Source organism: Mycoplasma sp. E35C (assembly GCF_019873825.1).
GTDB lineage: Bacteria > Bacillota_I > Bacilli_A > Mycoplasmatales > Mycoplasmoidaceae > Mycoplasmoides.
The window spans coordinates 588,541-603,716 of sequence record NZ_CP068418.1 but is presented as its reverse complement, the minus strand read 5'-3'; the positions used below and the strand labels follow the sequence as shown (position 1 = coordinate 603,716).

Annotated in this window: 13 protein-coding genes; 11 read left to right on the top strand and 2 right to left on the bottom strand. The window is 29.6% G+C overall.

The genetic code is table 4. The annotated features are described in order from the left end of the window. The first annotated feature begins 77 nt into the window (after positions 1-77). The 8 genes from JJE79_RS02550 to msrB all read left to right on the top strand — a co-directional run bounded on the left by JJE79_RS02550 (position 78) and on the right by msrB (position 8,968). Positions 78-1,436 carry a dihydrolipoamide acetyltransferase family protein gene (locus JJE79_RS02550; protein WP_222926065.1) on the top strand — a complete coding sequence of 453 codons (1,359 nt, stop codon included), beginning with the start codon at positions 78-80 and terminating at the stop codon, positions 1,434-1,436. Between the two features lie 31 nt (positions 1,437-1,467). After that, entirely contained in the window at positions 1,468-2,853 is a 1,386-nt protein-coding gene (lpdA, locus tag JJE79_RS02545) for a dihydrolipoyl dehydrogenase (RefSeq protein ID WP_222926064.1), read from the top strand. Positions 2,854-2,912: 59 nt separating this feature from the next. Further along, entirely contained in the window at positions 2,913-3,911 is a 999-nt protein-coding gene (locus tag JJE79_RS02540; protein WP_222926063.1) for a lipoate--protein ligase, read from the top strand. Between the two features lie 37 nt (positions 3,912-3,948). Further along, positions 3,949-4,953: an ATP-dependent 6-phosphofructokinase gene (locus JJE79_RS02535; protein WP_222926062.1), complete on the top strand. Its 1,005-nt coding sequence runs from the start codon at positions 3,949-3,951 to the stop codon at positions 4,951-4,953. Beyond that, complete coding sequence (pyk, locus tag JJE79_RS02530) at positions 4,946-6,472, top strand: pyruvate kinase (RefSeq protein WP_222926061.1); 1,527 nt, start codon at positions 4,946-4,948, stop codon at positions 6,470-6,472. Before JJE79_RS02535 ends, pyk begins: the two co-directional genes overlap by 8 nt. Before the next feature lie 6 nt (positions 6,473-6,478). Continuing rightward, positions 6,479-6,772 carry a co-chaperone GroES gene (locus tag JJE79_RS02525; RefSeq protein ID WP_222926060.1) on the top strand — a complete coding sequence of 98 codons (294 nt, stop codon included), beginning with the start codon at positions 6,479-6,481 and terminating at the stop codon, positions 6,770-6,772. Next, positions 6,772-8,388, top strand: a complete 1,617-nt coding sequence (gene groL, locus JJE79_RS02520) for a chaperonin GroEL (protein WP_222926059.1) — start codon at positions 6,772-6,774, stop codon at positions 8,386-8,388. The genes JJE79_RS02525 and groL overlap by 1 nt, the downstream gene beginning before the upstream one ends. A 115-nt stretch (positions 8,389-8,503) precedes the next feature. Next, positions 8,504-8,968, top strand: a complete 465-nt coding sequence (gene msrB, locus JJE79_RS02515; RefSeq protein ID WP_222926058.1) for a peptide-methionine (R)-S-oxide reductase MsrB — start codon at positions 8,504-8,506, stop codon at positions 8,966-8,968. A 113-nt stretch (positions 8,969-9,081) separates the two neighbouring features. Here the strand turns inward: msrB and JJE79_RS02510 are convergent, their stop codons facing one another. Both JJE79_RS02510 and JJE79_RS02505 read right to left on the bottom strand, forming a co-directional pair. Next, a complete protein-coding gene (locus JJE79_RS02510) occupies positions 9,082-9,846 on the bottom strand; it encodes a hypothetical protein (protein WP_222926057.1) in 765 nt (254 codons plus the stop codon). A gap of 379 nt (positions 9,847-10,225) precedes the next feature. Then, positions 10,226-10,858, bottom strand: coding sequence for a hypothetical protein (locus JJE79_RS02505; protein WP_222926056.1), 633 nt, complete (start codon positions 10,856-10,858; stop codon positions 10,226-10,228). Positions 10,859-11,543: 685 nt separating this feature from the next. Here JJE79_RS02505 and JJE79_RS02500 point away from each other — a divergent pair. From JJE79_RS02500 to JJE79_RS02490, 3 genes are all read left to right on the top strand, one after another. Then, positions 11,544-11,669 carry a hypothetical protein gene (locus tag JJE79_RS02500; RefSeq protein WP_255565819.1) on the top strand — a complete coding sequence of 42 codons (126 nt, stop codon included), beginning with the start codon at positions 11,544-11,546 and terminating at the stop codon, positions 11,667-11,669. Between the two features lie 216 nt (positions 11,670-11,885). Beyond that, positions 11,886-14,534 carry a type I restriction-modification system subunit M gene (locus JJE79_RS02495; protein ID WP_222926055.1) on the top strand — a complete coding sequence of 883 codons (2,649 nt, stop codon included), beginning with the start codon at positions 11,886-11,888 and terminating at the stop codon, positions 14,532-14,534. A 3-nt stretch (positions 14,535-14,537) separates the two neighbouring features. After that, on the top strand, positions 14,538-15,176 hold the full coding sequence (locus JJE79_RS02490; protein ID WP_222926054.1) for a hypothetical protein: 639 nt from the start codon (positions 14,538-14,540) through the stop codon (positions 15,174-15,176).

Below are 15,176 nucleotides of genomic sequence, written 5' to 3'. Positions count from 1 at the left end.
GATGTCTATTAAAAATTATTTTTAATTTATAATCTATTATATTTTCATAATTTATAGAAAGATATAAAAAAATAACCATGTTTGAATATAAATTTACCGATGTTGGTGAAGGGCTACACGAAGGTGTTGTTGCTCAAATCTATGTAAAAGTTGGTGACACTATTAAAGAAGGTGATTCAATGTTTTCAGTTGAAACTGATAAAGTTACAACTGACTTACCTGCTCCACAAGGTGGAACTGTTACTTCAATCGTTGTTTCAGTTGGACAAACTGTTCACGTTGGTGAAACAATGTTAATTCTTAACGGTGATGCTAGTGGTGCTGCGCCAGCTCCTGCTGCTGCAACTCCAGCTCCAGCACCAGCTGCTGCTCCAAGCTTCCCTGCTCCTACTCCAAGCTTCCCAGCTCCAGCTCCTGCTGCTGCTGAACCTGCTCCTGCTGCTCCAGCAGCTGGTGCTTCAGTAGTTGGTGAAGTGAAAGTTTCGGATAAACTATTTGGCTTATTCGGTGACCAAGCTGGTGCTGGTTCAGCTCCTGCTACACCTGCTCCTGCTGCTATGCCATCAGCAATGCCAAGTCCATTTGCAGCTACTCCATTAGCTAGTGCTGTTGCTAATGATTTAAATGTTAATTTAAACAATGTAACTCCAGCAAACGGTGCTAAGGTGTTTTCTAGCGATGTTTTTGCTGCTGCTAACCAAGCTCCAGCTGCTGCGCCTGCTGCTTCATCTAATGCAAATGAAACTTACAAAGAAATTACATCAGTAAGAAAAGCTATTGCTAAAGCAATGACTACTGCTAATGATGAAGTTCCAACAACTGTTTTAACTTTCAATTTTGATGTAACTAAATTAGTTGCTTACAGAAAACAAGTTAAAGATTCAGTAATGGCTAACTACAATGTTAAGCTATCATTCTTACCATTCTTACTAAAAGCAATTACTAAAGCTGTTGTAATTCACCCAATGTTCAACTCACAATACGACAAGAACAATAACAGATTAGTATTAAAGAAAAACATTAACTTAGGTATCGCTGTTGATACTGCTGATGGTTTAATGGTTCCAAACATTAAAGCTGCTCAAGATAAATCAGTAATTGAAATTGCTAAAGAAGTAGCTTCATTAGCTGAAAAAGCTCGTTCTAAGAAATTAGGTATGGCTGAATTATCAGAAGGAACTATTAGTGTAACTAACTTCGGTTCAATTGGTGCTTTATTCGGTACTCCAATCATTAAATTCCCAGAAGTTGCAATCATTGCTACTGGTACTGTTGAAGAAAGATTATCAAGAACAGAAGATAACCAAATCGCAGTTAAGCAAATTATGCCAATTACAGTTGCTGCTGACCACAGATGAATTGATGGTGCAGACATCGGCCGTTTTGCTAAAACATTAAAAGAAATCGTTGAAAACTTAGACGGTTTACTAATTTAATTACCTAAATCTTTTTATAAATTAATTAACCATGTATAACTATGATGTCATTGTCATTGGGGCTGGACCTGGTGGATATGTAGCTGGTGAACATGCTGCTAAAAATGGTTTAAAAACCCTAGTGATCGAACGCGGAACTTACGGTGGAGTTTGTTTAAACGTTGGTTGTATTCCAACAAAAACTTTACTACAAACCGCTAAAGTAAAACACTACATTAACAAATCTGCTGAATACGGTTTAGATTTACCATCTTCAACTCCAGCAATCAACTGACCAAACGTTCAAAAACGTAAAGAACAAGTTGTAAACAAACTTGTTAATGGTGTTAAAACAATCCTAAAAACAGCTAAAGCTGAAACAATCGTTGGTGAAGCTAGAATTATTGATGGACACACCGTGTCAGTTAATGGTCAAAATTTCACAACTAAAAACATTATCGTAGCAACTGGATCATCTCCTAGACAATTACCATTACCTGGTTTTGATCAAGGTCGTGCTGAAGGTAGAATTATTGATTCAACTGCTGCTTTATCATTACCACAAGTTCCTCAATCATTAGTAGTAATTGGTGGTGGTGTAATTGGTATTGAATTTGCAAGCTTATACGCTTCACTAGGAACACAAGTAACAATCTTACAAGGTGTTCATTGTTTATGTGAAACACTAGATAATGATGCTAGTGAATTCATGAACAAGAAGATGAAATCACTTGGTGTTAATATTGCATTTAATGCTAAGATTTTAGGGTACCAAAATGGTTCTATTATCTATGAAGATAATGGTACAGCTTATCAATTACCAGCTCAATACATCCTTGAATGTGTTGGTCGTGTAGTTAATGATGAAGTATTTGGTTCATTCAATGTAGCTAGAGATGAACGTGGTCGTGTTAAACTAAATGACAAACTACAAACATCTTGTGATTCAATCTATGTAATCGGTGATGCTGCTGGTCAAGTAATGTTAGCTCACTATGCTTACCACCACGCAACATACGCAGTTGATTGCATTTTAGGTAGAAAACCAAAAACTGTAGATCCACTAAAAACTCCAGGTGTAGTTTATACTTACCCAGAATTAGCAACAATCGGATACACTGAACAACAACTAAAAGAAAAGGGTATTGAATATGTTGTTGCTAAAATGCCAATGGCAATCAATGGTAAAGCGATTGCTGACGGTTCAACTGATGGTTTCATCAAGTTAATGTTTGGTAAGAAATACGGTGAAATTTTAGGTTGTGTATTAATCGCAACAACAGCTAGTGATATGATTTCTGAAATCGCATTGGCTATGGAAAATGAATTGACTGTCTTTGAATTAGAACAAGCAATTCACCCACACCCAACTCTTGCTGAAGTAATTTCAGAATGTGCTAAACAAGCAATTTACACTCACTTCAACCACAAACACTAAGAGATTTAAAAATCATAAATTAGACCCTTTTAAGGGTCTTTTTTATACTAAAAACAAATATGGCTTATTTTTATAAATCAAACTCAACAGACTGCTACATTAACGCAGCAACTGAAGAATATCTATTAAAACACTTAAAATTAGAATTACCAATCATTTATTTATGACAAAATGCTAATACTGTTTTCATTGGTAAAAACCAAAACACATTAGCTCAAATTAACATCAATGAAACAAACAAAGATAATGTTAATTTAATTCGTCGTTTTTCAGGTGGTGGCACAGTTTATCAAGATATTGGTAATGTGTGTTATTCATACATTGATTATTTAGATGATAAAAGAAGCAATGCGTATGAATATTTTGCTAGACCGATTATTGAATTTTTAAATAGTTTAAAAATCAATGCTACATTCAAAGGTCGTAATGATTTAGAAATCGAAGGTATGAAGTTCTCAGGAACTGCACAATACTTATATGGTAATAAAATCTTACACCACGGTACATTGTTATATGATACTGACATGAGCCGTTTATCACGTTATTTACATGTTGATAAATCGAAGATTGAAGCTAAGGGAATTGATTCAATTAAAAAACGGGTAACTAATATTATTGATCATTTAACTGATAAAAAATCAGTAGAATGATTCATTGAAGAATTAACAAAATTCTATTTTAAAAAATATCCAGAATTAGTCGAAATCAAATTAGACCAAAAAGCACACGATTGAATTAAAGATCGTGCAGAAAATCACTTTAAAACTTGAGACTGAATTTATGGTTCAAGCCAAGAATTTAAATTCAAAAACAAAAAACGCTTTACTGGTGGTGAGTTAGAAGTTTCACTTAACACTGACAAGGGATTAATTAAAGACATTAAATTTAATGGTGACTTTTTAAGTGTTGCTCAAATTGAAGAAATTCAAAATGAACTGATTAACACTAAGTTTGATTATGAGAGTGTTTCACAAGTTTTAGATAAATTCAATCTACCACTATACATCGGAACAATCACTAAAGAAGAACTATTAGGGTTATTGTTTGATAACAAATAATTTATTATAATTAGCACTAAGGATTATAGGTATTTCTATGGCTATTAAAACGCAACGAATTGCGATTTTAACTTCTGGGGGAGATTCTCCTGGAATGAACGCTGCGATCTATGGATTAGTTCAACAAGCGTTATTAAATAATATACAACCATACCTAGTTTATGAAGGTTATAAGGGTCTGGTTGAAGACAATATAAAATTAGCAGACCAGCAAGAAGTAATTGATCATTTCTTTGATTCTGGAACATTCATTTACTCAGCAAGGTTAGTTGAATTCAAAGATTTAGAAGTACGCAAAAAAGCAGTTAGCAACCTAAAAGCTAAAAAAATCAACACCTTAGTAGTAATTGGTGGTGATGGTTCATATATGGGTGCAAAATTACTATCAGAACTAGGCATTAATGTTATTAGTATGCCGGGAACGATTGATAATGATGTAAGCTCATCAGACTATACAATTGGTTTTTATTCAGCACTAGAACACATCACAAGAACAATTCAAGAAATTTCATCAACATGTGTTTCTCACAACCGTGCTTCAATTTCTGAAGTAATGGGTCGTCACTGTGGTGATTTAGCAGTTTATGCAGCACTAGCAACCAGAGCAGATTTAGTAATCACACCAGAAAACATTAAATCAACCCAAGAAATTGTTGATTTAGTAGCAAAAAGAATGCTAGAAGATAAAAAACGCACAATCACAATTATCGTGTGCGAACATATCTATGGCGAAGAAGGACGTGATAGCTTAAAACAAATTGCTAAACAAATTAATGATCAACTAAATATTAAAACCAATGTTAATTACTTAACTTATGGTCAACGTGGTCAGGTGCCAACACCATTAGAACGCATTTTAGCAATGAAATTTGCAATCAAAGCCTTTGAACAAATTAACAAGAAAGAATACAATGTCGTATTAGGACTTGATGGTGATGAAATTAAGGCTTATAGTTTTGATGAAGCATTAAGTAAGAAGAATCCTTCAAGAATTAAACTAATTAATTTAATTAATCGTATCAATGGGGAATTCAATGAATAAGAAGCATAATAAATTTGATTTAAACTTTCTAAAAAGAACAAAAATTGTTGCGACATGTGGTCCTTCAATTACCTATAAATTATTTAAATTAGCTGATTTAGAAGATCCAGCTAAACAAGAGATTGTTGCCAATGCAAGAGAAAATCTAAAAGAATTATTCTTAAACGGAGTTTCAACAATTCGTTTAAATTTTTCTCACGGTAATCAAGAAGAGCAAGCAGTAAGAATAATCTTAGCTCGCAGTGTAGCTAGGGAATTGAACTTACCAATCTCAATCATGCTTGATACTAACGGTCCTGAAATCCGTGTTGATCAGATGAGTGAAACTGACAATGTTGTGAAAAAAGACCAAATTGTTAAAATTCACACCAACCGTGAAGTGTTGGGAACTAATTTAGAATTCTCAGTATCTGATTCATCTAAAAAATACAATATGGCTAAGGACTTATCATTAGGTTCTATTGTTTTAGTTGATGATGGTAAATTAACACTTCAAGTTATTGAAATTGCTCATGACTTTTCATACATCAGAGCGATTGCTAAAAACGAACATAAAATTATTACTAAAAAACGCATTAACTTACCAAATGCGAAATATTCAATTCCATTCTTAAGTCAAAAAGATTATAACGACATCGTTTTTGGTTTAAAAAATAACATTGATTACATTGCTGCTTCATTTGTTAATAGCGCTAAGGATATTGAAGAAATCCGTAATATTCTAAAACAACACAAAATGGAACATGTTCAAGTGATTTCTAAGGTTGAAACTCGTCATGCCATTGAAAATTTAGATGAAATCATTGAAGCTAGTGATGGTATTATGGTTGCTCGTGGTGATTTAGGATTAGAAATCCCTTATTACGAAGTGCCTTATTGAGAAAAATACATCATCAAAGCATGCCGATTTGCTAATAAACGTGTAATTGTGGCAACTCAAATGCTAGATTCACTTGAAAAGAATATTCAACCAACAAGAGCAGAAGTAACTGACGTTTTCTTTGCTGTTGAAAGAGGTTGTGACTCAACTATGTTATCAGGTGAAACTGCAAATGGAATGTATCCAATTATTGCAGTAGAAACAATGAAGAAGATTAACAAACAATCTGAATTGTTATTCGACTATAAACGAGCAATCACTCACTACTTCCCAATGACTGAAGTATCAAAAACAACTTTTGGTGAAAAGATTAGTGAAATTTGCAAGAAGATCTGTCCTAACCGTGAAATTGGTAATGATGAATTCTCAACTCATTTCTTAGTTCATTTCACAAATAACCGTGATGAAATTTTTGCCTTAGCCAATGCTAAACTAGCTGCTAGTGTAATTATTATTACTGATGACAAAGTTGTTCATACAGGTCATGGTATTGATTATGGAATCTTCACTTACTATGTTGATGATTTAACAAAAGCATTAGAAAATTACCAACTAATAGCTAAAAAAGCAATCTTACACTACTCAGAATTATTTGAAATTAAACCTGATAATAAAAATAACTTCGTATTAATGAAATAATAGACTATGAACATCAAACCATTACATGACAATGTTTTAGTAGAAGTTTTATCTGAACAAAAAACTTCTAAACTAGGAATTATTACTAGTATCAATGAAGAAGATAAATCAAACTCAACCAAAGGTAAAGTAGTTGCACTAGGTGATGGTTTGGTTTATAGCAAACAACAACAAATTGAATTTAAAATCACAATTAATGATGTTGTTTATTTTAAAGAATACGCAGGCACAACGATTAATGTTGATGATAAAACCTACAAGATGTTAGGTTATGATGAAATTATTGGAGTAATTAAATAATGGCAAAAGAACTTAGTTTTGAAAGCGCAGCAAGAGCTAAATTATTAAAAGGAATTAATAAATTAGCAAAAGCAGTAAAAATCACAGCTGGACCAAAAGGTCGTAATGCTTTAATTGAAAAAAAATACGGTGCTCCACTAATTACTAATGATGGAGTAACGATTGCTAAAGAAATCGAACTAGCTGATCCAGTTGAAAACATGGGAGCTAAATTGATTGCAGAAGCTGCGATTTCAACTAATGATATTGCGGGTGATGGAACAACAACAGCAACCATTCTAACCCACGAAATTGTTAATAAAGCAATCGAAGCAATCAACGATGGTGTTAATCCTGTTAATTTAAGAAAAGGGATTGAAAATGCTTCAAAATTGGTTTGTGAATACTTATCAAGTATGTCAAAACCAATTAAATCAATTGAAGAAATTACCCAAGTTGGGGCAATTTCATCAGGTTCAAAATACATTGGTGAATTAATTGCTAAGGCTATGGATATTGTTGGTCCAAATGGTGTGATTTCAATTGATGATGCTAAATCATTTGACACAACCCTTGATACAACTGATGGATTAGAATTCAAAGGTGGATATTCTTCACCTTACATGGTAACTGATTCTGAAAAGATGCTAAGTGAATTAAGTAATCCAAAGATCTTAGTATCACAAAACAAAATTAATACTGTTAAAGAAATCCTACCCCTTCTTGAAGCTAGCATTGAATCAAGTGCTCCGTTATTAATCGTAGCTAGTGATATTGCAGAAGATGTAGTAACTGCTTTAGCAATTAATAAACTACGTGGCACTTTAAATGTAGTAAGTGTTAAGTGTTCAGAATTTGGTGAAGCTCAAAAAACTACCCTTGAAGATTTAGCAATCAGTGTTAATACTGTTTTAGTTGATAGCACTGCTGGTGTTGAATTTAAAGATGTTGATTTAAACAAACTAGGTTCTGCTGAAAAAGTGGTGATTTCAAAAGATAAAACCACAATCATTAATGGTGCTTGTCAAAAAGATGTTTTAGCCAAGTACTTAAACAGTTTAGAAGCTAAATTAGCCAACACAACATCTAAATATGACAAAGAACGCATTTCTAAGCGTATTGCTAACTTATCAAACGGTGTAGCTGTAATCCATGTTGGTGGTGCTACTGAAGTTGCTCAAAAAGAACTGAAATTAAGAATTGAAGATGCTTTAAACTCAACCAAAGCAGCCGTTGAAGAAGGAATTGTTGCTGGGGGTGGTGTTGCTTTAATTAATGCTATTGAAGTATTAAAACAAGTTAAAGAATCAAATGAAGAAATCGCATTAGGTTATGAAATTGTTAAATCTTCATTATCAGCACCTTGTCGTCAAATTATTGAAAACGCTGGACAAAACAGTTCTAAGATCATTAACAACATCTTAAATAGCAAACAAAAAGGCTATGGTTATAACGCTGAAACTAACGAGTTTGTTGATATGATCAATAATGGAATTATCGACCCAACTAAGGTAACAAAAACTGCATTAGAAAAAGCTTGTTCAGTAGCTGCATTATTAATTACAACCGAAGTTGCAATTAATGATGAAAAAAATAAAGAAGATCATAAACATTCATCTGGATTAAACGATCTTTAATAGTTAATTTAATTAGGAATTAATTAATTTATAAAAAATCAAAACACAAGGATTTAATTCTTAGAATCTTGGTATTTTAAGAATTATATCTTTTTGTTTAATTACTTAATTTAATATGAAAAAATATACAAAAAAACCAATTGAAGTTCTTAAAAAAGAACTAACACCATTACAATTTGAAGTAACCCAAAACTCAGCTACAGAACGCCCTTTTGTTAATGAATATGATAAACATTTTAAGAAAGGAATTTATGTTGATCTTACAAGCAATGAACCATTATTCTTATCAACAGATAAATTTGATTCAGGTTGTGGCTGACCAGCTTTTTCTAAACCAATTAGTAAAGATATAATTCAAGAATTAGAAGATTTATCACACAATCTAGTCCGAACAGAAGTAAAAGCCAAAAATTCTGATAGCCACCTTGGGCATGTTTTTAATGATGGTCCTAAACAATCTGGCGGATTAAGATATTGCATTAATTCAGCTTCTTTAAAATTCATTGCCTATGAAGATTTAGTTAAAGAAGGATATGAAGAATTCGTTGCCATCTTAGATAAGCAAGAAAGCGATAAATAATAAAGATATTTACAACAAATAAAATAAAGTCCCAAAGCAGAAGCATAAGGACTTTATTTTTTTATTAAACAATTTTAATTAAGTGGTTAATTAAATATTATTAATTATGTATTTTAAAGATAAGCATTAGTAAATTTAAAGCTTGAAACTGTTGCACTTCATAAATTATCTTTTCCGTTAAGAACAAGATCCATAGTTATTGATGAACTTTCAAAGTTAACGTTCTTGATTGTTAATGTGAATTCTACACTCTTATCTTCTGTTTGCATTCCGTCATATCTATAGAAAACTGGATTGTTAGGAATTCCTTTAGTAACTTGACGAATTACTACATTTTTACCGTTGATTTTGATCAATTTAGATAAATTCTCAAAATCTTCTTTTATCACACCTCATTTATTTTCATTAAAGAATGAGTGTCTTCGTTGTCTTGAACTTGAACCACTATTTTCATACATTCAGTTTATACCTTCAAACATGAATGGTGGGGTTCCTTTTTTCATTAATTGCACTGAATAGCTATCAATACCATTTCCAGATGAAATAGAAAACTTATTATCTGTTAATTCAATTTGATTAATTAATTTATTTTCATTTTTTTCAATCTTCTCAGAATTAATGATTATCTTTTGACTCTTATTTTTATTTAATGGATCATTATCGATTGGTGTATTTTGTTTTTTATTATTATCATCATTTGGTTTTGTTTCTTTTTTGATAGGTTCATTATTTTTAGGTTCATCAACCTTTTTACCTTGATCCTTTATTGGCTTTGGTTCATTGTTTCCATAACCACAACTTGCTAAAACTAACGGAGTTAAAATGACTGGTAAAAATACCAATCTTTTTAACTTAAGAAATTTAAATTTTTTATTCATATGTGTTGATATTTTATTTATATTTAAAAAATATCAAGTAAAAAAGCATTTATATAACTAAAAAGTTGTCTAATATTTTTATCTGAAATTAATGCATCTTTTTGCTTTTTAAATTTAAAACAAATATATAGCTTATTTTTTTAATTTATTAACTAAAAAATAAAATCAAAAAATATTTAAATTAATACAGAAAAACATTAGTTAATTTTTCATAAAAAATTAAAAATATACGGTAAATTTTGATAAAAATGCTGTATTAAATTAACTTTATAAATTTAAAAATAATAAAAAAACTGGCTTATTAAGCCAGTTAAAATTTATTTATCTTTAAGATTATCTATTTAATTAAATTAATCATTTATTATTTAAATTAATGATTTTAAACGTTAGTGATTTTAAAGTTAGATACAGTTGTTGATCAAGAATTACCTTTACCATTAATTACTAAATCCATAGTGATTGTGTTAGATTCGTATTTAGCTTTTTTGATCCCGAAAGTAAATTGAATGCTTCCATCTGCAGTTTGCATTCCATCATAACTATAAAAACCACTAGGAACACCTTCTGTAATTTGATGAAGAACAACATTTTGATCATTGATTTTGATTAATTTAGCCAAGTTTTGAAAATCTTTATCCATTACACCTAATTTATTATCGTTAAAGAATGTATGTCTTCTTTGTCTTATTCTATTGTTTTCGTGCATTCAATTTAACCCTTCGAATTTCATAGGGTCAGTTCCGTTTTTCATAAGGTTTAATGATATTCCATCAATTCCATTTCCTGGCGAAATAACCAATTTATTGGTAGCGAATTCAATTTTCTTAATTAGATTATCATTATTGTTATTAATCATGTCAGAATTAATAACTAAACTTTGACCATCAATTGCTGGATTTCTTATACCATCATCTTCTGGTTTATTACTACAACTAGCTAAAACTAACGGTGTCAAAATTACTGGTAAAAACAGCAATTTTTTAAATCTAAATATTTTTAACTTTTTATTCATATACACATATTTTATATGCAGATAAAAGATTATTGTAAATAAAGCTTTTTCATTTAAAAAATAATTAAAAGCATCTTTAAAATAAAGTAAAAAAATTTTGAAAGAAATGCTTAGTAATTTATTGAATTTTTCAATGACTAAACAATTTAATTTTTAATTAAAAACAACCTACTATAATTGTTATTCTAAATCTAAAAAAATTAAAAATTTACGGTAAATTTAGCTAGAAATATAAAAATTTATTATAATTATGACTATTTTTATTGATAAATTTTTTATTAATAAATATATAAAACAAATGCTATTAATAAATAATATTATTTACTTTTATAGTGAAATATTTTCATTATTAAGCTAGATATTTAATTTATTTGCTAAAAATTAAAACTATTCATTTTCAACAAATAAGTATAAATATATTTTTATAGCTTTTAATAAGCATTAAATCTTATTAATAATTTATTGAAAAAACAAATTGATTATTTGTTAATAATTATTTATTTAAAACTTTAAAAATAATTAAAATAAACGGTAATTTTGATAAAAATAATTAGCTAACTTTTAAACCATGACATTAAAATTGGATAATTTTTTTTAAACTTATTGTGTATTTATAGGGCGCATTCAATTTAGCTTCTCTTGGGTTCTAGTTTTTGTTGCAATAATTAAAGTATTCTAAACTAAAATGTTTTTTAATGATGAACGGATGGGATTAAGTGGTATGAGATATTGTATTAATTCTGCTTCATTAAAATTCATTACTTATGAAGAATTAGCTAAAAAAGGTTATGAAGAGTTTATAGCAATTTAAATCAAGAAGAAGATAATAAGTAGATAGCTAAAATTCAATAAATATGAATAACTCATATCAGCATAAGTTGTTTTTTAATGTTTCTTACCCACTAAAGCTACCTTTTCTTTTATTTATTTACTAAAATATAAATGATATCATACAAACAAAATGTTATGATCATAAACTTGTTTATGATCTATTATTTTGTAAATGTAATAAAGATTAAATTGAACGATGACAAAGCAAGAATTGGCAAGTAAGATTTGGGATTTTTGTAACACAACCAGAATGATGTTTGATTCCCACAATTATAAAGATGTTCTTTTAGGTTTAATTTTCTATAAATTCTTATCAGACGATTTAGAACGCGAGTATGAAAGAAGAGAATTAAGCAAAGAAGAAATAAAAGAACTAGATGAACCAAATAAATCAAAGGTTGTTAACAACACATATAATGCAATCTATGATAGAGTTCATTATTTCATTAGATATGATTACTTATTTTCAAGTTGAATTGAGAAAATGAATGAATTTTCGATCAACCTTATTACGGATTCTTTAAATTACTTTAATGAAAATATCCATCATAATTATTTGAAAGTTTATAAAGACATTTTCAAAAACCTTTATGATAACTTAAAAAAATTAGATGCTGATAAAGATAACAATCTTAGTAAAGTCAGACAAATGATCGAAATAATTAATGAAATTCCTACGCATAGAATTAATCAAAACTATGATGTTTTAGGTTATGTGTATGAATATTTATTAAATAAATTTAATACGGCTGGAAAAAAATCTGGGCAGTTTTACACCCCACATGAGATCTCAACTATCATGTCAGAAATTGCGATTGCTTCATTAAATAACAAAAAAGAAATCTCAATATATGACCCAACTTCAGGTTCTGGATCTTTATTAATTAATATTGGTACTAAATTAAAGTTTGCTACTGGATCAAAAGTTAATAGAACTAAAACCTCAAAAAAAGAAACTGTTAATGTAACTTATTACGCTCAAGAAATATTAGAAGCTCCTTATAACCTTACAAGAATGAATTTAGTAATGAACGGAGTAAACCCTTCACTTATTAATGTTAATAAAGGAGATACTCTAGATAAAGACTGACCATTTATTGTTGAAGGGAAACCAAAAACAGTTGATTGCGTTGTTGCCAACCCACCATATTCAATTAGTTGGATACCTTCAAATAAAACTAATGACCCTAGATTTAGAGGTTATGGGTTAGCACCAGCTAAAAAGCGTGCTGATTTTGCGTTCTTATTACACTGTTTATATCACTTAGAAAGTGATGGCATCATGCAGATTGTTATGCCTCATGGTGTGTTGTTTAGAGGTAATTCAGAATATGATATTAGAAAGAATTTGATAGAAAAAAATAATATCGAAACAATCATCGGATTACCTGAAAAGATTTTTGCCAACACAGGGATTCCAACTTGTATTATTATTCTTAGAAAGAAGCGAGATAATAAAAAACAAGATGTTCTATTTATAGATGCTAGCCAAGAGTTTGTTAAAGAAAACACAACCAATGTGCTTTTAGGTTGTCACACCAAAAAAATCGTTGATGCCGTTATTGCTAGAAAAGACATCCCTTATTTTGCTAGATTAGTTGATAAATCTGAAATCGTTAAAAACGATTACAATTTAAATATTTCTAAATATGTAACGACAACTAAATCTGAAAGTCCTTACGATCTTTACTCAACAATCTATGGAACAATCCCTAACAATGAAATTGATGAATTTAATGATTATTGAGATGTGTTTTATGATCTAAAAGATCTATTGTTTAAAAAGAATAACCAAAGATATTCTGTATCTAAAAATAGCGAAATTTACGATGCTATTGAACAAAGTGAAAGTGTTGAAAACTATAAGAATGAATGCTATAAACAGTTCGAAGATTTTGCTAGTTATTTAACCAAAAAAATAATCGAAGAAGATAATGATAAGTACAATGATTTAAGAGAAGAAATTGATAAAGAATTATTCACTTTTGCCGATAAAATTAAATTAATTGACAAATACAAAATCTTTAATGAGTTTGATAGTAGATGGAATGAAATCATAAACGATAAATCAGAATTGAAAGAATCTTTAAATAAGATTGATTGAACTTGAACTAAAAGCGTTAAGGATAAAAACCCAGATAAAGGTACACCGCAAGGAAGAATTTTACCTATTGATTTAGTTCAACAAACTTTATTAATTGAAAAGATTAACAAGATCAGAAGTAATGAAGAATTATCTACTGATATAAGCAATCAAATTAATTGCTTATTAGAAGAATTGGAATTAGAATATCGTGATGCTTTTTATTCAGAAGATGATAAGAAAATAGCTATTTCAGAACTAAATGATATAGTTCATGAAATCTTTACAGATAACAACATTAAGTGTGCTAAGACCAAGATTAAACAAACGTTTGATGATAAATTTGATGAAATAATTAAATCAGAAACATTATCAACTTCTGAAAGAAAAGTGTTAGAAATTTATCAACTGTTTTATAAGAGAAAAGATATTGATTCAATCAATAGTGGTTTACAAAAAGAATTAAAAAATGAAACAGTTACTAAAATCCAAGAAATAAATTATCAAGAAGCAAAACCAGTGTTTGTGTTTAAATGAATTGAACCAATTATCAAAGGAATGAAGGATTTAGTAGATGAACAAATCAATGATTTTGTTGCTCTTTTAACTAAATTAATAAATAAATATAACAATCCGATGAATGAGTTAAAAACTCAAATCGATCAGGAAGAAAAAGAATTGGTTGCTTTATTAAAAGAACTAGAAGCTGATAAATATGATCAAAAAGCGATCGATGAACTAATTAGCTTGTTGGATAAATAAGATATGAGTTCTGATAAGAAAATAAAGTTGTCTGATCATTTGTGATTGGAAAATGGTGAGACATGTCCTTCTCCGTTCTTTAACTATGCTAGCTATAGATATGTTAAAGGAGCAATTCCTTATCCTTCTCAAGCTGATGTTGATAAAATTACTAGAAAAATTAGTTTCAATAAATATTGGTTGTTGCCTAATGTTTGAAAAAACATCAAAACTTCTAAAAAAGGTGAATTAGTATTTTTTAGATATGGCGATGTTGGGATGGTTTCGGAATTGGATTTGGATTTTGCTTACATTGATTTTCGGTTTTTCAAAATCGTTTTTGATAAGGAAATATCCAAAGAATACATTAAGAATTTTTTTATTTACAACAAAAAAACCATAGAAAGATTTAGGAGAGGGTCTGTAATAAAAGGATTTGTTATAAACGAATTTAATGATTGGTTAAGAACTAAAGAAATACCTAGTCTAGAGTTCCAAATAAAACCTTCTTTGTTGTTTGAAAAAATTGAAAATGATATTTTACACAATCATTTAAAACTTCAAAAAATAGAAAAATTAAAAAACGCCTTGATAGTAAAGATGTTTGTTAGCGTAGCTAACACACACACACACACACACACACACACACACACCGACTATTAG